Below are 19,366 nucleotides of genomic sequence, written 5' to 3'. Positions count from 1 at the left end.
CTGGACAACACGATTGAATTGTCCGACGGCGCGGCCATGTTTGCCAAATGCCTAAATCACACAGATCCATACACCGAATCAGTAAGCCTTGCAACGGGTGATCGACAGCATCCGCCTGGGCCTTGCCATCGAACTCAGCCAGAACCCCATGCAGGTGCTGGCCGCGCTGACCCGTGACGCCCGCCACGAGCCGCGCCATTTCGTTGCCAACTGAGGGCTACTTGCCCTCCTCCACTGCCTTGCCATTGGCATCCAGCACCTTGGTCGAGGGGTAGCGGTACGACGCGTAGCGCACCACCAGGATCGAGAACGCCAGCAACAGGATGCCCCCACACAGGTACAGCAACCCTTCGTCCGGTGCCTTGTGGTGCGAGACATCGCCGATCAGCAGGCGGGTCAGCGCGGTGATGGCCACGTACAGCAGGAAGCGGATCGGCATGTGGTTGGTCTTGAAGTAGATACCGACCATCGCCCCCAGCTCCAGGTAGATGAACAGCAGCAAGATGTCATCGACGCTGATCCCGCCCTTGCCCAGCATTTCCAGGAACGTCGCCACCGCCGCGTAGGCGGTGATCGCGCCAATGCCGAACAACGCCAGGTAATGGAACGCCTCGACGCACAGGTTGCCCAGCGAGTCGGCCGAGCCGTGCAGGCCCTTGCGCAGTTTTTCTGCCCATTTGATGTTCACGATGTTCCATTCCCCGATACGACTTTAAGGATGATGCGTCACCCGTGTGACGCTTGTGCCATGCAGTTAAAGGGCCAGGCCCCTGTCTTGGAAGGCGACCGATTGCCGCAAGGCACTTTGGGCATGGCAAGAAGACAGGTCGCCTGGGCCGGCCCTTCGCGGGTGAACCCGCTCCCACAGGTACTGCTCCCCATGGCCACGCTACAATTTCTGCTTGCGAACCAACCAACATTGCCATTACTGTATATAGATACAGTAAGTCGCAACACAACCAGCAAAAAGGCATAGAGGTGATGAATGGCCGTCGAAGTGGTGTACCGCAGCAGCCGCGACCCGGAGCGCTTGTTTATGGATAAGGCCGAAGCAGACCGTCACGACAAGATGCTCGAACTGGCGGAGCGCCTCGCTGAAGTGCTGCACAAGGCGGTGCCCTCGCTGACCGAGCAGCAGGTCGAGGAAGCCGGTATCTACATGGCCAAGAATCGCGATGTGTTTGCTCGGGCGTTCAAAAGCCAGCCGGATGCTTTGGCCGAGTTGCTCGAAGGTGACGCAGCCGAGTGACATTGGCGCCGCCTGCTTCGCGGGCTCGCCCGCCCCCACAGAGACCCCACTGCCTTCAAGGCTTGTGCAATACCTGTGGGAGCGGGCAAGCCCGCGAATAGGCCAGCAAAGCCAGTATCAACCTTCAGCCATACAACAACCGCTCCGCCAGCATCTGCGCCACCCGCGCCGGCGAACGCTTTTCCGCCTGCGCATGGCCAAATACTTCGGTCAGCCGCGAAGGAATGCGCGCCAGGTGCGCTGTAATGGTGCCCAGGTCCTCGCCCCGGTGGGTCAGCGCCACGTAGATAAGCCCGCCGGCATTGATCACGTAGTCTGGCGCATACAGTATCCCGCGGGACTCCAACTGGTCTGCCACCTGCAAGGTAGTCAGCTGGTTGTTGGCCGCCCCCGCCACTGCCGCACAGCGCAGCTGCATCACGCTCTGCCCGTTCAGTACCGGCCCCACGCCGCAGGGTGCGAAGATGTCGCAAGGGGTGCTGATCAACGCATCGTTGGTCACAGGTTTTGCATCGAACTGCTCCATCGCCAAGCGCACACGCCCTGGGTCCAGGTCGCTGACCAGCAGCTCCGCGCCCACCGCATGCAGTTGCTCCGCCAGCGCATACCCGACATTGCCCAGCCCCTGTACCGCTACCCGCAGCCCTCTGAGGTCATCGCTGCCCAGACGGAACGAGGTGGTGGCACGAATGCCGGCGAACACCCCCATCGCGGCATGTGGCGAGGGGTCACCGGAGGCCGTGGTGCTGGTCACATGGGGGGTGCTCTGGGCGATGCAGTCCATGTCCAGGGTCGAGGTGCCACTGTCCACAGCGATGATGAAGCGCCCATGCAAGGTATCGATGAAGCGGCCAAAGGCCTCGAACAGCGCGGCGCGGTTCTCCACATGCGGGTTGCGCATGATCACCGCCTTGCCCCCACCCAGCGGCAAGCCCGCCAGCGCCGCCTTGTAGCTCATGCCTTGGGCCAGGCGAATGGCGTCGGTCATGGCGCTTTCGTCATCGGCGTACGGCAGATAGCGGCAACCGCCCATGGCTGGGCCCAGCTGCTCGCTGTGGATCGCCACAACCGCTTTCAGGCCCGTCGCCGGGTCGTTGAACAGGTGCAGTGACTGGGTACGGGTGCTTTGCATCAGTGCGAACATCGACAGGCTCCCCCACGAGGTGCTCCTTCCAGTATAGGCACGGCCCCGAAGCTGGCGTGGCCGCCGGACCACTGGACGAAACCGCCCGCCACAGCTAATACTCAAGCGTGTGTGGAGATACCCCATGAAGCCACGTCAAGCCTGCCTGGCCTGCCTGGAACGCGAGCCTGTCGCCCTGCTGGAAGCCGCATTGTGGATGGCCGCCGAGCACGACCGCAGCGTCGAGCCCGCGGCCAGCCTTGCCATGCTGCATGACCTGCAGCGTGAGATCAGCGCCAACCTGCCGATGCTGCCACTGTGTGAACTGGCCCAGCCACTGCTGCGACAACTCAATGCCCTGGGCTTTCAGCAGGATGAGTACCACCCCCTGCGCCCGCAGGCCGCGATGATGGACAAGGTGCTACAACGCCGCCGTGGCCAACCACTGACCTTGGCCATCCTTGCCCTGGAGCTGGCCCAGCGGCTGTCCATCCCGCTGGAGGGTGTGGGCTTCCCTGGACATTTCCTGCTGCGCGTGCCGGGTGCCGACCACCTGCTTGACCCCTGTGGTGGCCGACGCCTGTACCCCAATGATTGCCGTGAGCTGCTGGCGCGCCAGTTCGGCCCGCACGTTGCGCTGACGGCGGAGCACCTGCGCAGCGCCAGCCCGCTGCAGATGCTGCAACGGCTGTCACGCAACCTGCGCCAGCTGCACATCAGCAACGACAATCACCTGGCGGCCTTGATCGATGCCGAGCGGATCATGCAGCTGGGCCCGGTTCAAGTCAGCGACTACGTGACCCGCGCCTCGCTGTACCAGCACCTGGACTGCCCACAGGCCGAGCGCTTCGACCTGGAGCATGCGTTACTGCTGACAGATGACCCGGTCCAGCGCCTGAAGCTGTCCGAGCGGATCGGCAAGCTTCCGACGGCGAACCGTTCCCTTCACTGAGCCGGGCTGTCTGGCTGCTGGGCTGGGTGGGCCTTGGAGAATGCCGGGTGCACGGCCGCCAGGGCGGCAACCCGGAGGATGCGCGGGAAGCTGTCGAGGTCGATATTGAAGCGCTCGGCGGCATAAAGCTGCGGGATCAGGTACACATCCGCCAGCCCGGGTTGCTCACCGAAGCAAAAGCCATGGTCACCGATCAGTTGCTCCACCGCTGCCAACCCCTGGCTGATCCAGTGGCCGATCCACTGGTTGACCTGGCCTTCGTCCTGGCCGGCCTGGCGCAACCGGTTGAGCACGCTGACGTTGTGTAGCGGATGAACGTCGCAGCCAATGATTGCCGCCACGCCGCGTACCTTGGCGCGCGCTTCGGCCGTGGCCGGCAGCAGTGCAGGCTGTGGATAAACCTCTTCCAGGTACTCGATGATCGCGGGTGACTGCACCAGCAATTCGCCGCCGTCGGTACGCAACGCCGGCACGCGGCCCTGCGGGTTGACGGCGACATAGCCCGCACCCCGCTGCTCACCCTGTAGCAGGTTGACCGGCAGGGACTGGTAAGCCAGCCCCTTCAGTGCCAGGGCAATGCGCACCCGGTAGGACGAAGTGGAACGGTAATAAGTGTACAGCTCCATGCCCCTGCCTCCTCAGTTGGCCGCGATGACCGTGCCACGGCATTCGCCGAAGCCGATGCTGGCCACGCCGTCACGGCTGCAGCGGGCACGCAGGATGATCTCGTCGCCGTCTTCGAGGAACTTGCGCACCTCGCCGCTGGCCAGCTCAACTGGCAGCTTGCCGCCTTCGGTAATCTCCAGCAGGCTGCCATGCGAACCCGGCGTGGCGCCCGACAATGTGCCCGAACCGAACAGGTCGCCCGGCTGCAGTTGGCAGCCGTTGACGCTGTGGTGCGCCACCAGCTGCGCCACGGTCCAGTACATGCTGCGGGTGTTGCTCAGGGTCAGGCGGTGCGGGGCAGCGCCCTGCTCGCGCATGCGCTCGGTCAGCAGCAGCACTTCGAGTTCGATATCGAATGCACCGGCGGCCTGGTCGCGCTTGTCCAGCAGGTACGACAGTGGCTGCGGGTCGCCATCCGGGCGTGCCGGCTGGGCGCAGCGGAACGGCTCCAGCGCTTCAGCCGTGACCACCCAAGGCGAGATGGTAGTAATGAAGCTTTTGGACAGGAACGGCCCCAAGGGCTGGTATTCCCAAGCCTGGATATCACGCGCCGACCAGTCGTTGAGCAGGCACAGGCCGGCTACGTGCTCGGCAGCATCGCCAATCGGGATCGCCTGGCCCATGTCATTGCCCTGGCCAATCCAGATGCCCAGTTCCAGTTCGTAGTCCAGCCGCGCGCAAGGGCCGAAGCTCGGCTCGGTGTGCCCGGCCGGCAAGGTCTGGCCCTTGGGCCGGCGTACATCGGTGCCGGACGGGCGGATGGTCGAGGCGCGGCCGTGATAACCGATCGGCACGTACTTGTAGTTGGGTAGCAGCGGGTTGTCGGGGCGGAACAGCTTGCCCACGTTCTTGGCGTGCTCGATGCCCACGTAGAAGTCGGTGTAGTCACCGATCTGCGCAGGTACATGCAACTGGCAGGCACTGGCCGGGTACAGCGCGGCTTGCAGCGCCGCCTGGTGTTCGCTGTGTTCGCCAAGCAGCACCTGCAAGCGCTCGCGCAGGGCGACACGAGCGCTGCGGCCCAGCGCGAAGAATGCGTTCAGTGCACCACCACGGGTGGCTTCCACGGCGGCCTTGGCGGCGCCGTCGAACAGGCCGGCGGCCAGTACCGCCTCCAGGTCAAGGATCGCGTCGCCGATGGCCACGCCACAGCGCCTGGCTTCACCCGGCCGGCTGAAGATACCCAATGGCAGGTTCTGCAGCGGGAAGTCGCTGTGCCCGTTGGCGTGCTCGACCCAGCTACGGGCATTGGCAGTGTGGTTCATCGGTTATCTCCGGTTCGGGTTGAAGGTACTCGGCAAGGTGGCCCAGCAACTATCGTAGTCGGCCTGCAATTGCGGGCATTCAAGGGCCTGCTGGCTCGGGCGCAGCACTTGGCTGGTCTCGAACATGAAGGCCATGGTGTTGTCGATCTTGTGCGGCGCCAGGTCGGCAGCAATGGCTTTTTCGCAGGTTTCGGCGTCGGGGCCGTGGGCGCTCATCACCCCGTGCAGCGAGGCACCACCGGGCAGGAAGCCCTCGGCCTTGGCATCGTAGGCACCGCTGATCAGGCCCATGAACTCGTTCATGAGGTTGCGGTGGAACCATGGCGGACGGAAGGTGTTCTCGGCCACCATCCAGCGCGGCGGGAAGATCACGAAGTCCATGTTGGCCAGGCCATGCACGCTGGTCGGCGAAGTCAGCACGGTGAAGATCGACGGGTCCGGATGGTCGAAGCTGACGGTACCGATAGTGTTGAAACGGCGCAGGTCGTATTTGTACGGCACGTTGCTGCCGTGCCAGGCAACCACATCCAGCGGCGAGTGCTGCAGTTCGCAGGCCCAGTGCTCGCCGAGGAACTTCTGCACCAGTTGCACCGGCCCTTCGGCCTCTTCGTAGTGCGCCACCGGGGTGAGGAAGTCGCGCGGGTTGGCCAGGCCGTTGCTGCCAATCGGGCCCAGCTCCGGAATACGCAGCGGTGCACCGTGGTTTTCGGCGATATAGCCACGGGCCTGGCCGTCGAGCAGTTCGACGCGGAACTTCATGCCGCGCGGAATCACCGCGATTTCCAGGGGGCCGACTTCCATTACACCCAGTTCGGTGGCAATGCGCAGGCGGCCCTGTTCCGGCACCAGCAGCAGTTCACCGTCGGCGTTGAAGAACACTCGCTCCATGGAACGGTTGGCGCAGTAGATGTAGATGCTCACGCCGGCCGGTTTCTGCGCCGGGGCGTTGGCCACCATGGGCAGCCAGCCTTCGATGAAATCGGTGGGCTCGGCAGGTATGGGCTGGGGGCTCCAGCGCAGACGGTTGGGGTTGATGGCCCCCAGCGGCGCGGTCAGCGGCTGGCGCGCCAGCCGCTCGAAACGCGGGTGCAATGCAGACGGGCGAATGCGATACAGCCAGGTACGGCGCAGCTCGCTGCGGGCCATGGTGAACGCCGTGCCCGAGAGCAATTCGGCGTACAGCCCATAAGGCGCCCTCTGCGGCGAGTTCTGCCCGACCGGCAAGGCCCCCGGCAGCGCTTCGCTGGCAAACTCGTTGCCGAAGCCGCTGAGGTAGTGAAGGTCGGGTGATGTGTCGCGAGTCATCGATGCCTCCGGGCTCTGACTGAGCCGTTGCTGGCAGCTGGCTGCTGGCCCGATGCGGGGTGACAGCGCGTCTGCATTGTTTTTATCGTAATCAGATTACGAATAACGTAATTTGCTACGAGCATGGCGTCAAGCTATAAAGGCGCGACTCGAAGAATCCGGAAGCAGATGTCCATGACCAAAGCCAGCTCCTCCGCCGACAACGGCAAGCAGAAAGTCCGCTCGGCGGAGGTTGGCACAGACATCCTCAAAGCCCTTGCCGAACTCTCCCCCTCCACCTCGCTGTCGCGCCTGTCGGAACATGTGCAGATGCCAGCGAGCAAGGTGCACCGCTACCTGCAGGCGCTGATTGCCAGCGGCTTTGCCGAGCAGGATGCGGCCACCAACCATTACGGCCTGGGCCGTGAGGCATTGCGGGTGGGGCTGGCGGCACTGGGCAGCATCGATGTGCTGAAGATTGCCGCACTGCCGCTGTCGCAGCTACGCGATGAACTGAACGAGAGCTGCTTCATTGCGGTGTGGGGCAACCAGGGCGCAACCGTGGTCAGCATCGAACCTGCGGTGCGTGCAGTTACCGTGGTCACGCAGATGGGCTCGGTGCTGCCGCTGCTCACCTCGTCCACCGGCCTGGTGTTCGCCGCCTACCTGCCGGAACGCGAGACCGTGGAGCTGCGTGACCGGGAACTGGCCGCCCTGCAGCAGAGTGCCGACGATTACCAGGCGGTATTGGCGGGCATTCGCGAACGCGGCCTGCACCATGTGCACGGGCTGCTGATGCCGGGCGTGGATGCGCTGTCGGCGCCCGTGTTCAATGCCATGGGGCAGGTTGCGGCGGTGATGACCGTGGTCGGGCCGACGTCGATCTTCCATGCCGACGAACATGGCCCTGCGGCGCAACGGCTGCTGGCGGCTGCGCGGGAAACCAGCTGGCGCATGGGCTACTCGCCCGCCGCCTGAGCGCCTGCGGCACTATTGCCCGATACGTAAAGGTGAATGTCATAAGCCGCTATTTTTCCCATGGGATCAAGCGCTTATTCTTGACTCACTGGCCGGCATGAAGGGCTCTCCCCCCGCTTTTCATGCCTGCGAGGTTCACCGACGTAGATTTTGAAGCTCCTTGATCTGACGTCTCGATTGGCCGCTGCGGCTTGCAGCGGCCTTTTTTTTTCCTGAAAAATCTTCCGCCTGTGCCGGCCTCTTCGCGGGCTTGCCCGCGAAGAGGCCGGCACAGACAGTAGAACTTCAGCTCAGCGGGTACTTCTGCAGGTTCGCCATCATCTGCTGCAGCGCCTGCAAACTGTCCTGCGGATGCACCGCCCCGTCAAAGTCACCGATCCGGGCCCAGTTCTCGGCCACCTGCTCCGGGGTAAAGCCTTCGCGCGGATCGAAGCCCACCCCCAGGCTGCGCTCCCAACGCACCTTGCCCACCCAGCCACCGCCTACCTCGAACAGCTCACCCGTGCCCTGGCACTGCTCGCTACCCAGGTACACCACCAGCGGGCTGACCAGTTCGGGCTTGAGCCGCTCGAATACCTGGGGCGGGATCAGCCCTTCGGTCATGCGCGTGCCACCGGTGGGGGCGATGGCGTTGACCAGGATGCCGTGCTTGCGCCCTTCGATCGCCAGGGTGCGGGTCAGCCCGTACAAGCCCAGCTTGGCCATGCCGTAGTTGGCTTGGCCGAAATTCCCGTAAATGCCAGAGGTAGAAGCGGTGAAGATCACCCGCCCCCAGTTCTGCTCGCGCAGGTGTGGCCAGGCAGCCCGGGTGACTTTGAAGGCCCCTTCGGCATGCACCTGGTAAACCTGCTCCCAGTCGCTGTCGTCCATCTTGTGGAACGTCTTGTCACGCAGGATGCCTGCATTGTTCACCACCACATCGACCCGGCCGAAGCTGTCCAGGGCCTGCTCGACGATGCGTGCGCCCTGGCTGACCGAGTCGTGGTTGGCGATGGCGATGCCACCGGCGGCGCGGATCTCCTCCACCACACGATCGGCGGCCGACGCGCTGGCACCTTCACCGTGCGTAGAGCCGCCAAGGTCGTTGACCACGACCGTGGCGCCACGTGCGGCAAACAGCAACGCATGGGCGCGGCCCAGGCCACCGCCGGCTCCGGTGACAATCACCACGCGATCTTGCAGACGGACAGGCTCGCTCATGCTCATGGCTCCAGGCAGGTTCAGGTAAGCCGAGTGTCCGCCGCAAACACCGGGCGGACAACAAAGCTCACGCAGGCTGAATGCCTGGCAATAACGCAGGGCGATGCGGCCCGGTCAGGACCACGCCACTTTCTGCGTATAGAAGCTCACAGGCTGCTCACGAAAGGCCAGGTAGTGCCGCAGCACCTGCACTGGCGCTTCGGTGTGCGGGTAATGGCCGATGCCTGGTAGCTGCACGGTGTCCGCCTCCGGCACCAGTTGCCGGTAGCGCTCGAGCATGTGCGCGCCGGACAGCGGGTCGACCACGCCATTGATCAGGCGCAGTGGCACGCCTGTGCGCTGCATCGCCCCGACCCAGCGCTCGCGGTGCAATCTGCGTTCGGGCATGTAGCTCACCAGCTTGTGCAGGATACGTGTGCCCCGGTTGGCGGTGATCAGGCTCCAGAAATCATCCAGGGCACTTTCGCTGGGGTGGGTGCAAGGGCCATAGACCTGGGTCACGTTGCGCACCAGGTCGTCACGCCCGAACGAACGCCCGACCAGCCAGCCGAACCGGCTGAGCAGCAGCTTCTGGATCAGCAGCATGCGGCAGCTTTCGGGGAACAGCCCGCTGTTGAGGAACACACAGCTGGCAACCTCGGCACGCTGCTCATGGTGCCGCGCCAGCAGCTCCTGGGCGACGCTGCCGCCGTAGTCGTGGGCCAGCAGGTGCACCGGCTGGTCGACCTGCAGGTGGCCAAGCAAAGCCTGCTGCAAGTCTGCCTGCTCCATCAGGCTGTAGGCGTGATCGACCGGCTTGGCCGAATCGCCAAAGCCCAGCATGTCGCACGCGATCACCCTGAAGCGTTGGCTCAAAGGCCCCCACAAATAATGCCAATCCCAGCTGGCGGTGGGGAAACCGTGTAACAGAAGCAGGGGCTCTCCTTGCCCTGCGGTCCAGTAGCGGATGCTCTGGCCCCGGAAAGTGAAACTCTGTCCCCGGGTACGCCAGACGCACAATGGAATTTCGGCCATAGGCATCAGAACGGTCCCGGTGAAGTGGTGTTGGCGGAATAGGGCAAGGCTGCGGTCATTGCATGTCACCTCGGCACATACATGTGCTCTCTATGTCGAGGCAGAGTCTAGCCAGCAGGCCATGGGCTGAAACTTGCGTTGCCAGCCAGCTTGATGACTGAGCGAGTCAGTGGCACGAACGGTCAGAGCAGCATGGCCAGCAGCGGTGCCGCGAACAGGTTCAACAACCCGGTCAGGACCATGACCAGGCCGGCCACCGAGCCTTCCTCGCGGCCCACCTCCTGTGCCCGGCTGACCCCGGCACCGTGCGCCCCGACGCCAAACAGTGCACCCCGTGCCAGGGGCGTGCGCAGCGGCAACCAGCGCAGCAGCACGCCACCGAACATGGCGCCGAGCACGCCGGTGAACATCACGAACACCGCCGTCAGCTCCGGCACGCCACCCAGGTCATGGGCCAAGGGCATGGCAAACGGCGTGGTGATCGAACGCGGCACCAGCGACAGGCTGGTTGCACTGTCCAGCGCCAGCAGGTGCGCAAGGCCCCAGGAGCTGGCGATCGAGGCACTGCTGCCTGCCACCATGCCCACCATCAGGGCCGGCCAATGGCGCGCCAGCATGGCCCGCTGCTGCCAGATCGGCACCGCGAAGGCCACAGTCACCGGGCCGAGCACGCTCATCAACCAATGGGTATTGCGGGCATACTCTGCATAGGCGGTATGCAGCGGCACCGCCACGGCCAGCAGCAGCACGGGTACCAGGATCAACGGCGACAGCAGGTAGCGCTTGCTGCGCCGGTACAGCCAACGGCTGCCCAGGTAAGCCAGCAAGGTCAGGGCCAGCCAGAACAGCGGCATGGGTTCAAGGCTCATGGCGCAAGCTCCAGCGGCACACCAGTTCCACGGTCAAGGCAGTCACCACCATCACCATCAGGGTGCTCACGGCGATCACCAGCAGGATGCGCCAGCCCTCTTCACGGATGAGCGAGCCGTAATCCAGCAGGCTCATCAGCGCCGGGATGAAAAACAGCAGCATCTCGGCCATCAGCCAGCCCGCGCCCAGTTGCAACATGGCCGGCTTGAGTACACCTGAGGCGAACAGTATCAACAACAGTGCCAGGCCCATCACGCCGCCGGGGATTGGCCAGCCCAGCCAACTGGCAAGCTGGCCTCCGAGCAGGAACAAAGAACAAAGGATCGCCAGTTCGACAAGCAGGCGCAGGGCTTTTTTCAATAACGCGGGTTTCATGATGAGGGTTCCTCGACAGATCCTTATTTTAAGATTCGGCTGCCTAGGCCAGAAGCGAATTGTTAGACTGATCGCCATTCCATAATGGAATTCAGATCATGGAATTCAAACAGCTACGCAGCTTTATCGAAGTGGTCCACCGCGGCGGTTTCACCCAGGCGGCGCACACCCTGCACATCAGCCAGTCGGCTGTAAGCAAGCAAGTGGCACAGCTGGAGCAAGATGTGGGCCAGCCACTTCTGGAGCGCCAGGCCTCGCAGCTGCACTTGACGGCAGCCGGGCGCATTGTGCTGGAGCGTGGCGAGGCCCTGCTGCGTCAGCGCCAGGCACTGCTCAATGAGCTGGACGACCTCAGCCTGATGGAGCGTGGCGAGCTGCGCCTGGGCTTGCCCATGCTGGGCAGCGACGCCCTGTTCGCCGGTTTGTTCGCCGAATACCGCCGGCGCCACCCGAATATCGCGATTCAGTTGCTCGAAGGCGGCAGCCGTAGTGTCGAGCAGGCAGTCAGGAGTGGCGAACTGGAATTGGGTGGCAGCCTGACGCCCAGCGACGAAGCGTTCGACTACCAACCGTTTTGCAACGAACCGCTGGATGCCCTGCTGCCGGCTGGCCATGCCTTGGCGGGCCTGGACGAGGTGGACCTGGGGCAACTGGCCGATACGCCGTTCCTGCTGTATCAGCGCAGCTTCGTGCTCAATGACCGGCTGCTGAAGGCGTGCCACCAGCACGGTTTTACCCCGAAGGAAGGCGGGCGCAGCGGCCAGGCGGATTTTTTGGCAGCGCTGGTGGCGGCGGGCCAGGGCGTGGTGTTGCTGCCCCGGGTGGTGGCAAAAGCGCTTGAGCGCCCTGGGGTGGTGCGTTTGCCGCTGCGTTCGCCGCAGGATTTGCGTTGGGATATTGCCTTTATCTGGCGGCGCGGGGCGTACCTGTCACGGGCGGCGCAGGCGTGGTTGGCGTTGCTGCGCGAGTGGTCGGTGCCGGGCAGTAGCTAATGCTTGAGCCTGTGCCGGCCCTTTCGCGGGTGAACCCGCTCCCACAGGGACACCACAGTTTGGGAAAGCTGCGCCCTACAGGTGGGAGCGGGTTTACCCGCGAAGAGGCCAGGACAAGCGAAAATGCCCCGTCAGGCTTTCAACGCTTGAACAAGCTCCGCCAACCACGGTTCGGCATCGGCTTCCGGGGTCACGGTCTCGCTGGCATCCAGGCGCAGCATCGGCTGCACTTCGCGCACACCCAACTCGGCAAACAGCTCGCGCATTTGTTCGCCACCACCACAGTAGGTGTCACCGTAGCTGGCGTCGCCCAACGCAATTACTGCACCCGGCAGGCCACGCCAGGCCGCAGGCAGGGTGTCACGAATGGCGCAGTACAACGGCATGAGGTTGTCCGGCAGCTCGCCCATGCCGGTGGTCGAGGTCACGGCCAGCAAGGCGTCTGGGGCAAAACCTTCAAGATCCTGCAGGGTGGCACGCGCCGCATGCCAGGCCTCCAGGCCTCCAGCCTTCAACAGCGATTCGGCGTGACGGGCGACTTCTTCGGCGGTGCCATAGACCGATCCGGAAATAATGGCGACTTTCATCGGGTAGAGGATTCCGAAACTGAGTGAAAACGTAGGATACTAGCATCCAGCGCTGGCAAAAGGCCGCCTCTACCAAAGTCGCCGCCTTCAGCCTTTCTTTGCTCAATGGCCCAGACATGATCAACGCGCAATTGCTGCAATCGATGGTCGATGCGTCGAATGACGGGATCGTGGTTGCCGAACAGGAAGGCGACGACACCATCCTGATCTACGTGAACGCCGCCTTCGAACGCCTGACCGGCTATAGCCGCGACGAAATCCTCTACCAGGATTGCCGCTTCCTGCAGGCCGACGACCGTGACCAGCTTGGCCGTGCCCGCATCCGCAGGGCCTTGGCCGAAGGCCGCCCCTGTCGCGAAGTGCTGCGCAACTACCGCAAGGATGGCAGCGCGTTCTGGAACGAGCTGTCGATCACCCCGGTAAGGCTAGACGCTGAACAGCGGACCTATTTCATCGGTATTCAGCAGGACGTCAGCCGCCAGGTCCAACTTGAGCGGGAGCTGGCCGAACTGCGCGTTTGTCCGAAACCCGACGAACGCGCCTGAACCAAGTACGCCACGCACGGTCAATTCCGTTGAAGAAATCGCCACCACCGAGTTCGATCATGCAAGCAGACGCGCTCCTGACCCAGGACGAACTGGATTTCATCCAGAGCATGCAGCATTCGCCGCAACTGAACCTGGCAGACTCCATGTCGAGCTTGCTGGTCAATGGCGACCGTCGCATCCAGAGCTTGCTGACCCGACTGGTGGCCAACGAACAGGTGACTTTGCAGGCCCAGTTCAACAACCAGCAGATCAGCTTCCCGCTGCAGTTGGTTGAAGACGAGTTCCACGCCCTGCACCTTCAAGTGGGTTCACCCGAAATCTACGAAGACGGCCCCATGCTGCGCGCGTGGCGCCTGTCGATGGAAACGCCCAGCCCGTTGCTCGATAGCCATGATCAGCAAAGCGGCCTGTGGGTTCGCGATATTTCGTTCAAAGGTGTACTGGTGGAGATCCGCGGCTTGCCAGCGGCGCCCACCCGTTTCGAGTTGCGCTTCGCCCCGGGCGATATCAGCCCGATCGAATTGCATGGTGTACTGGGCCGGCGCATCGGCCCGGACCTGGCGGCCTACGACCTGGGCCAGAGCCCGGCCGAAGAGATCGACCGCCTGCGCGACTATATCCTCCAGGCCCATCGCCAGGCGCACCCCGAACTGCACACTCAGGTATCGAGCTGACCGGCCAGAAACTGCCGCAAGCGCTGGCGCATCACACTACCCTGCGCCCCGAGGCACGCTACCAGGCTGCCTGCCAAGTGGTCCTGTGCCACTTCTGCAGCTTCGCCGGCCAGCAACAACGGGCATTCCAGTACCGCAGCCATGCGCACCAGTCGTCGGGTGAGTTCCGCCGTGGGTGGGTGGTGGGAAAACAGCACCAGGGCATCGGGTTTCAGGCGTTCGCAGACCAGCGCCAGCTCCTGCAGCGGCTGCCCGCTCGCCAAGGGCGTCACGCCAATATCGTCGCTGCCCAGGCTCAGGCCGGTCACCAGTAATTCCAGTTCATGGCATTGCCCTGGCAACGCTGCCAGCAGCACTGTGCGACCACGCGGCACATGGGCGAGCTGCAAACGGGCAAATACCCGGCCACGCAAGAACTGGTCAAGGAACAGCCACTCGCTGGCCTGCCCATAGCCGCCCTGCCCGGCCGCCAGGTCGTGCCAAACCGGCATGAACACCTCGGCGAACACCTGGTCCAGGGTGTTGGCAGCAAACACCTCGTCGAACAGCCGGTCCAGGCCGGCCATGTCAAACCGCTGCACGGCCTGACGCGCCTGGTGCTGCCAGCGCAACCACGCGTCCGTCGCCCCGCTGACCTGCTCGGCAAGGGCATGACCGCGAGCGAGGATGCTGCCCACTTTACTCACCGCCACACCGCGCTCAAGCCAGCCGAGGATACGGCGGATGTCATCGATGTCCGCTTGGGAATAAAGGCGGTGGCCACTGTCGGTGCGGGTTGGCTGAATCAGCCCGTAGCGGCGCTCCCAGGCACGCAGGGTCACGGCGTTGACGCCCGTCAGTCGGGAAACTTCGCGGATCGGAAACAGCTCCTGCTGCTCATGACCCACTTCGATCAGCGGATCACGTCCCTGTTCGTTCATCTGCACGGGGTACCCTGAGTGCGGAAGTTGAACGCTCATTCTACTACGCCAACACCGATCGCAGGGTGCAACCGTTTGCCGGCTGACATTTGCCGAAGATCACACATGCGCGATAATCCGCGCCCGATTCTTGCATACACACCTGCGTTGCCCACCACCCCGGGCCACGCAGCCAAAGGGGCCAGCTACCCGCCAGCCCCGTTGCCAGGAGATACACGATGTCTACCCCACCCGTCACCTTGATGGTGTCGCGCCGCGCCGCCCATGGCCGCTACCAAGACCTGCTGGCCTGGCTGCATGAAGGCGAGCAGCTGGCCACCGACTTCCCCGGCTACCTCGGTTCGGGCATCCTCGCCCCGCCCCGCGATGGCGACGAATTCCAGATCATCTTCCGCTTCAGCGACGAACCCACCCTGCATGCCTGGGAGCATTCCGCCTCGCGCCGGGCTTGGCTGCAACGCGGCAACGGCCTGTTCGAACGCCCCAAAGAAGCGCGCGTCAGTGGCATCGACGACTGGTTTGGCACCAATACGGTGCAAAAACCACCGCGCTGGAAGCAGGCGGTGGCCATCTGGCTGGCGTTCTTCCCGGTGTCGCTGGCGTTCAACCTGCTGTTTGGCCCCTGGCTGGCCACGCTGGACCTGCTGCCCCGGGTAATGCTCAGCACCCTGGCCCTGACGCCGGTCATGGTGTACCTGTTCATCCCCCTGTCCACCCGCCTGCTGGCCAGTTGGCTGCATGCCTCACCTGCCACCACTGGCGCCCTGCGCAGCCGCTGAGGCAGGCCATACAACTGGGAAACAGTTCGGGTATGCTGGGCGGCAACCAAAGGACAGACAAGTTGACCGCCCCGAAATGAACAGCCCCATTCTCGTTACCGGAGCCAGCCAGCGCGTCGGGCTGGCCCTGGCCCTTGAACTGGCACAGGCCGGCCATACGGTGGTCAGTGCCAGCCGCAGCGTCCAGCCACACACGGCCCACCCGAACATCGTGCAGTTTCAGGCCGACCTGTGCCTGGCGGCCGACCGCCAGGCCCTGATCGATCACCTGCACAGCCATTACGACGGCCTGCGCGCCATCATCCACAACGCCTCGCTGTGGCTCGATGACGGGCTCGACAACCTCGATACCATGTTCCGCCTGCACGTCGAAGCGCCCTACCACCTCAACCTGGCCCTGGGCGACTTGCTTGCCAAAGTGGAAAAGGCCGACATCATCCACATCTGCGACGAAACCTCTTCTCGCGGCAGCAAAAGCCACATTGGCTACGCCGCCACCAAGGCTGCGCTGCAGAACATGGTGCTGTCATTCGCTGAAAAATATGCGCCCACGGTGCATGTGAACGGTATCCTGCCCGGGCTGCTGATCCTCAAGGAAGGGGGCGACGAAGCCTACCGCCAGCAAACCTTGAAAAAGGCCCTGCTGGAGTTCGAACCCGGCGCCGGCCCACTGATCGAGACAGTCAAATACCTGCTCGCCAGCCAGTACAGCACCGGTAGCCAGGTGGTCATCAATGGTGGCCGCCACTTGAAGAACCGCATGACCTGAGAGAAGCCCATGACCCCACAGCAACAGCTCGAACTCGAAGCCGCCGCGTTCCGGCGCCTGGTCGAACACCTGCAAAAGCGCACCGATGTACAGAACATCGACCTGATGAACCTGTCCGGTTTCTGCCGCAACTGCCTGTCCAAGTGGTACAAAGCTGCGGCCGACGAGCGCCAGCTCGACCTGAGCCTGGACGACGCCCGCGAAGCGGTATATGGCATGCCCTACGCCGAGTGGAAAGCCCAATACCAGAAAGAAGCCAGCGCCGACCAACAGGCGGCGTTCGAAAAAGGAAAACCTCGTGACTGATCTGAACACCCTGCGCGCCAGCCTGGCCAGCGGCCACCATGTATTTGCCGATACCCTGGCGTTCATTGCCGACAACTACAGCTACCAGCCGCAGGCCTTCAACAACGGCGGCGTGGAGAACGCGGCCGGGCAGAACGAAGGGTCGTGCAAGACCTTGGGCCTGGCTTTGCTGGAAGGGCTGAGCGACCAGGAAGCGCTGCTGGCCTTTGGCGAGCACTACCGTGATGTGGTGGCCACGCCTGAGGGCAGCGACCATGGCAATATCCGTGCGCTGATCGAGCATGGTTTGGCCGGTGTGAAATTTGCCGGGCAGCCATTGTCGCGCAAGGCTTGAGATAGTTGGGGCCGCTTTGCGGCCCCAAAATCCTGCCCCCCTCAATCCATGAGGGTGCCGGGTACCCCGTGGTCCAGCGCTCCTCGTTGCAACCACTGCAAGGCCACCGGCCACAGGCTCTCGCGAAACCGGTCATGGAAAAACGCGAAATGGCCAATCTCCTCGACCGAGATATCCACAGGCGCGATACGCAGGTGCCGGGCACCCTGTAGATAACTCAGCAACCGCTCGGTCGCCGCCACAGTGCCAAACGGGTCATCGGTCAAGCTGATGGCCAGCGTCGCTGCCTGGACGTGTGCAAACGGTACCCTCTCCAGCCGGCGCCCACTTGGCCGGTGCTCATAGCGTGGCGTACGGGTGGTCCAGTCATCCACCACCCCTGCCGGGGTGTCTTCCATCCAGCCCAGACGCTTGCCGGGGAAGTAGCCCAAAGCGCGGGTAAGCAAAGGCATCACCACATGCCATTTGCCGAACAGCCGCCAGCGTTGATCAGCCGCATAATCGCGCCAGTAGGCAAACTGTGCGCCTACCATCACTACCCTGCGTATCTGGCCGGCCGATGGTGCCAGGCCGACTGCGCAACCGCCAAAACTGTGCCCCACCACGTCTATTGGCTGACCGGGGAAATGCGCGGCCGCATGCGCCAACATCGCTTCGAAATCCAGACGGCCCCAGTCGCTCCACGATGCCTGGAAGCCACGCAACGAAGCCGGGCGGGATTCACCGATGCCACGGTAGTCGTAGGTCAGCACATCGCAGCCTTGGGCAAACAGGTAGTCGGCAAAACGGGAGTAATAGCGGCAACGTACCGAAGTGGCAGCGTTGATGATCACCAGCGGGCGCTGGGGGTCAGGCTGGGCGTGGCGCCAGATAAAGCCGCCGAGGCTGTAGCCGTCGGTTGTGGCCTGGCTAAATGGGGTGGCGGGTTGGGTGAGGCTGCTCATGGCGCATTCCCTGTTGTTGTGCGCCAAAACTAGCAAAAAATCTTGAACCTGTGCTGGCCTTATCGCCGGCAAGCCAGCTCCCACAAGGTTTCACAGGCCATGAGGCTTGTGGTGTACCTGTGGGAGCTGGCTTGCCGGCGATAGGGCCAGCCCGGTTCGGCTTACAGCTCGATGCAGTCGAACTTCACATCGGTGGCCACGTCGTCGTCATAGTTGACGTCAGCGCGCTCGAATCCGAACAGGTTGAGGAACTGCTTCTTGTAACCGGCATAGTCGGTCAGGGCGAACAGGTTCTCGGTGGTCACTTTTGGCCACAGGGCCTTGCACTCGTTCTGCACGTCGTCGCGCAGTTCCCAGTCGTCCAGGCGCAGACGGCCCTTCTCGTCGACTTCGGCCGGCGCACCATCGGCGCGATACAGGCGGTCGCGGTACATGCGGTCCAGTTGGTCCTGGGTGCCTTCGTGAACGCCTTTCTCCTGCATGATCTTGAAGACCATCGACAGGTACAGCGGCATAACCGGAATGGCCGAGCTGGCCTGGGTAACCACCGACTTCAGCACGGCTACGTTGGCGCCGCCTTTCACTTCGCCGGCCAGCTTCTGGTCCAGGCGCAGGGCAGTTTCGTCCAGGTCCTGCTTGGCCTGGCCCAGTGCACCGTGCCAGTAGATCGGCCAGGTGATGTCGCTGCCGATGTAGCTGAAGGCCACGGTGCGAGCGCCTTCGGCCAGCACGTTGGCGCCTGCCAGGGCGTCGATCCACAGCTGCCAGTCCTGGCCGCCCATGACGGTCACGGTGTCGGCAATTTCCTGCTCGGTGGCCGGCTCGATGCTGGCCTCGATGATGGTGTCCTTGTTGGTGTCGATGGCGGTCGACTTGTAAGGCTCGCCGATCGGCTTCAGGGCCGAGCGGATGACTTCACCGGTCTGCGGCAGTTTGCGCACAGGCGAGGCCAGCGAGTAGATGACCAGGTCGACCTTGCCACCCATCTCGTTCTTGATCAGCTCGATGACCTTGGCACGGGCCTCGTCGGAGAAGGCGTCACCGTTGATCGACTTGCTGTACAGGCCCTCGGCCTTGGCAAACTTGTCGAAGGCAGCGGAGTTGTACCAGCCAGCAGTGCCGGCCTTGGTTTCGGTGCCTGGTTTTTCGAAGAACACGCCCAGGGTGTCGGCCTTGAAACCGAACGCTGCGGTGATACGCGCTGCCAGGCCGTAGCCACTGGAAGCACCGATGACCAGGACCTTCTTCGGGCCATCCTCGCGCACGCCCAGCTTGCGGGTGGCTTCGATCTGGTCACGGACGTTGAACTCGCAGCCCTTCGGGTGAGTCGTGGTGCAGATGAAACCGCGAACCTTAGGATGAATGATGGCCAATGTCTGTACCTCGTCAGGTTTATGCCGGGGAAACGCCGCTTGGGGCGATTCCGATTGATCAGAGGGTGAGACTACCCCCGCAGGTTATCCGACACATATTACGGGGTGATCATGGGGATGCAAAACCGGGGTTTACCTGTACCGGCCCTATCGCTGGCAAGCCA

The 19,366-nt window shown here is 63.5% G+C and carries 23 protein-coding genes and 1 pseudogene; 11 read left to right on the top strand and 13 right to left on the bottom strand.

Annotation, left to right across the window (positions count from 1 at the left end; genetic code table 11):
- Positions 1–214, top strand: a pseudogene (locus E8E78_RS13580) (DUF3509 domain-containing protein); the annotation flags it as partial.
- Positions 215–217: 3 nt separating this feature from the next.
- On the opposite strand, the gene E8E78_RS13575 reads toward E8E78_RS13580, so the two are convergent.
- Entirely contained in the window at positions 218–688 is a 471-nt protein-coding gene (locus E8E78_RS13575) for a phosphate-starvation-inducible PsiE family protein (protein WP_016497960.1), read from the bottom strand.
- 297 nt (positions 689–985) lie between these two features.
- On the opposite strand from E8E78_RS13575, the gene E8E78_RS13570 reads away from it, so the two are divergent.
- Positions 986–1,249, top strand: a complete 264-nt coding sequence (locus tag E8E78_RS13570) for a YebG family protein (protein ID WP_049275432.1) — start codon at positions 986–988, stop codon at positions 1,247–1,249.
- Between the two features lie 124 nt (positions 1,250–1,373).
- Here the strand turns inward: E8E78_RS13570 and E8E78_RS13565 are convergent, their stop codons facing one another.
- Positions 1,374–2,393, bottom strand: coding sequence for a Glu/Leu/Phe/Val dehydrogenase dimerization domain-containing protein (locus E8E78_RS13565; RefSeq protein ID WP_016497958.1), 1,020 nt, complete (start codon positions 2,391–2,393; stop codon positions 1,374–1,376).
- 124 nt (positions 2,394–2,517) lie between these two features.
- Here E8E78_RS13565 and E8E78_RS13560 point away from each other — a divergent pair, with 124 nt between their 5' ends.
- Positions 2,518–3,324 carry a tetratricopeptide repeat protein gene (locus tag E8E78_RS13560; protein ID WP_016497957.1) on the top strand — a complete coding sequence of 269 codons (807 nt, stop codon included), beginning with the start codon at positions 2,518–2,520 and terminating at the stop codon, positions 3,322–3,324.
- Here E8E78_RS13560 and maiA read toward each other — a convergent pair.
- From maiA to hmgA, 3 genes are read right to left on the bottom strand one after another with little or no spacing between them, the layout of a single operon-like run.
- Positions 3,318–3,950 (bottom strand): maleylacetoacetate isomerase, encoded by a 633-nt coding sequence (gene maiA, locus E8E78_RS13555; RefSeq protein WP_049275433.1) that lies wholly within the window; start codon positions 3,948–3,950, stop codon positions 3,318–3,320. The genes E8E78_RS13560 and maiA overlap by 7 nt on opposite strands.
- Positions 3,951–3,962: 12 nt before the next feature.
- Positions 3,963–5,255: a fumarylacetoacetase gene (gene fahA / locus E8E78_RS13550; protein ID WP_049275434.1), complete on the bottom strand. Its 1,293-nt coding sequence runs from the start codon at positions 5,253–5,255 to the stop codon at positions 3,963–3,965.
- Positions 5,256–5,258: 3 nt separating this feature from the next.
- Complete coding sequence (gene hmgA / locus E8E78_RS13545) at positions 5,259–6,560, bottom strand: homogentisate 1,2-dioxygenase (protein ID WP_049275436.1); 1,302 nt, start codon at positions 6,558–6,560, stop codon at positions 5,259–5,261.
- A 174-nt stretch (positions 6,561–6,734) separates the two neighbouring features.
- Here hmgA and E8E78_RS13540 point away from each other — a divergent pair, with 174 nt between their 5' ends.
- Positions 6,735–7,517, top strand: a complete 783-nt coding sequence (locus E8E78_RS13540) for an IclR family transcriptional regulator (RefSeq protein WP_016497953.1) — start codon at positions 6,735–6,737, stop codon at positions 7,515–7,517.
- Positions 7,518–7,802: 285 nt separating this feature from the next.
- Here E8E78_RS13540 and E8E78_RS13535 read toward each other — a convergent pair whose 3' ends face one another.
- The 4 genes from E8E78_RS13535 to E8E78_RS13520 all read right to left on the bottom strand — a co-directional run bounded on the left by E8E78_RS13535 (position 7,803) and on the right by E8E78_RS13520 (position 10,976).
- A complete protein-coding gene (locus tag E8E78_RS13535) occupies positions 7,803–8,717 on the bottom strand; it encodes an SDR family oxidoreductase (RefSeq protein WP_049275437.1) in 915 nt (304 codons plus the stop codon).
- A gap of 114 nt (positions 8,718–8,831) precedes the next feature.
- A complete protein-coding gene (locus E8E78_RS13530; protein WP_049275438.1) occupies positions 8,832–9,737 on the bottom strand; it encodes an alpha/beta hydrolase in 906 nt (301 codons plus the stop codon).
- Between the two features lie 176 nt (positions 9,738–9,913).
- Positions 9,914–10,600, bottom strand: a complete 687-nt coding sequence (locus E8E78_RS13525) for an LrgB family protein (protein WP_016497950.1) — start codon at positions 10,598–10,600, stop codon at positions 9,914–9,916.
- On the bottom strand, positions 10,590–10,976 hold the full coding sequence (locus E8E78_RS13520; RefSeq protein ID WP_016497949.1) for a CidA/LrgA family protein: 387 nt from the start codon (positions 10,974–10,976) through the stop codon (positions 10,590–10,592). The genes E8E78_RS13525 and E8E78_RS13520 overlap by 11 nt, the downstream gene beginning before the upstream one ends.
- 98 nt (positions 10,977–11,074) lie before the next feature.
- Between E8E78_RS13520 and E8E78_RS13515 the strand changes: the two genes are divergently transcribed.
- Entirely contained in the window at positions 11,075–11,968 is an 894-nt protein-coding gene (locus tag E8E78_RS13515) for a LysR family transcriptional regulator (RefSeq protein WP_049275441.1), read from the top strand.
- Positions 11,969–12,099: 131 nt separating this feature from the next.
- Here the strand turns inward: E8E78_RS13515 and E8E78_RS13510 are convergent, their stop codons facing one another.
- Positions 12,100–12,555: a flavodoxin gene (locus E8E78_RS13510; RefSeq protein ID WP_174369724.1), complete on the bottom strand. Its 456-nt coding sequence runs from the start codon at positions 12,553–12,555 to the stop codon at positions 12,100–12,102.
- A gap of 116 nt (positions 12,556–12,671) precedes the next feature.
- On the opposite strand from E8E78_RS13510, the gene E8E78_RS13505 reads away from it, so the two are divergent.
- Entirely contained in the window at positions 12,672–13,100 is a 429-nt protein-coding gene (locus tag E8E78_RS13505; RefSeq protein WP_049275443.1) for a PAS domain S-box protein, read from the top strand.
- A 59-nt stretch (positions 13,101–13,159) separates the two neighbouring features.
- Positions 13,160–13,777 (top strand): PilZ domain-containing protein, encoded by a 618-nt coding sequence (locus tag E8E78_RS13500; RefSeq protein ID WP_049275444.1) that lies wholly within the window; start codon positions 13,160–13,162, stop codon positions 13,775–13,777.
- On the opposite strand, the gene E8E78_RS13495 is transcribed toward E8E78_RS13500, so the two are convergent.
- Positions 13,762–14,697, bottom strand: a complete 936-nt coding sequence (locus E8E78_RS13495; RefSeq protein WP_084967084.1) for a MerR family transcriptional regulator — start codon at positions 14,695–14,697, stop codon at positions 13,762–13,764. The genes E8E78_RS13500 and E8E78_RS13495 overlap by 16 nt on opposite strands.
- 218 nt (positions 14,698–14,915) lie before the next feature.
- Here E8E78_RS13495 and E8E78_RS13490 point away from each other — a divergent pair, with 218 nt between their 5' ends.
- From E8E78_RS13490 to E8E78_RS13475, 4 genes are all read left to right on the top strand, one after another.
- Entirely contained in the window at positions 14,916–15,476 is a 561-nt protein-coding gene (locus tag E8E78_RS13490) for an antibiotic biosynthesis monooxygenase (RefSeq protein WP_049275446.1), read from the top strand.
- A gap of 76 nt (positions 15,477–15,552) precedes the next feature.
- Complete coding sequence (folM, locus tag E8E78_RS13485) at positions 15,553–16,245, top strand: dihydromonapterin reductase (RefSeq protein WP_059395190.1); 693 nt, start codon at positions 15,553–15,555, stop codon at positions 16,243–16,245.
- Between the two features lie 9 nt (positions 16,246–16,254).
- Positions 16,255–16,551, top strand: a complete 297-nt coding sequence (locus tag E8E78_RS13480; protein WP_003260708.1) for a DUF1244 domain-containing protein — start codon at positions 16,255–16,257, stop codon at positions 16,549–16,551.
- On the top strand, positions 16,544–16,885 hold the full coding sequence (locus E8E78_RS13475) for a HopJ type III effector protein (protein ID WP_061202761.1): 342 nt from the start codon (positions 16,544–16,546) through the stop codon (positions 16,883–16,885). The genes E8E78_RS13480 and E8E78_RS13475 overlap by 8 nt, the downstream gene beginning before the upstream one ends.
- 41 nt (positions 16,886–16,926) lie before the next feature.
- On the opposite strand, the gene E8E78_RS13470 is transcribed toward E8E78_RS13475, so the two are convergent.
- Both E8E78_RS13470 and fabV read right to left on the bottom strand, forming a co-directional pair.
- Positions 16,927–17,829 (bottom strand): alpha/beta fold hydrolase, encoded by a 903-nt coding sequence (locus tag E8E78_RS13470; protein WP_059395191.1) that lies wholly within the window; start codon positions 17,827–17,829, stop codon positions 16,927–16,929.
- A gap of 161 nt (positions 17,830–17,990) precedes the next feature.
- The gene (gene fabV, locus E8E78_RS13465; RefSeq protein ID WP_059395192.1) at positions 17,991–19,202 is read right to left on the bottom strand and encodes an enoyl-ACP reductase FabV; all 1,212 of its coding nucleotides are present in this window, start codon (positions 19,200–19,202) and stop codon (positions 17,991–17,993) included.
- Between the last annotated feature and the right edge of the window lie 164 nt (positions 19,203–19,366).

The sequence above is a fragment of the Pseudomonas sp. BN505 genome, from assembly GCF_029873175.1.
Taxonomy (GTDB): Bacteria; Pseudomonadota; Gammaproteobacteria; order Pseudomonadales; family Pseudomonadaceae; genus Aquipseudomonas; species Aquipseudomonas putida.
The sequence above is the reverse complement of the archived record's forward strand: the minus strand, read 5'-3'. Positions and strand labels throughout refer to the sequence as shown.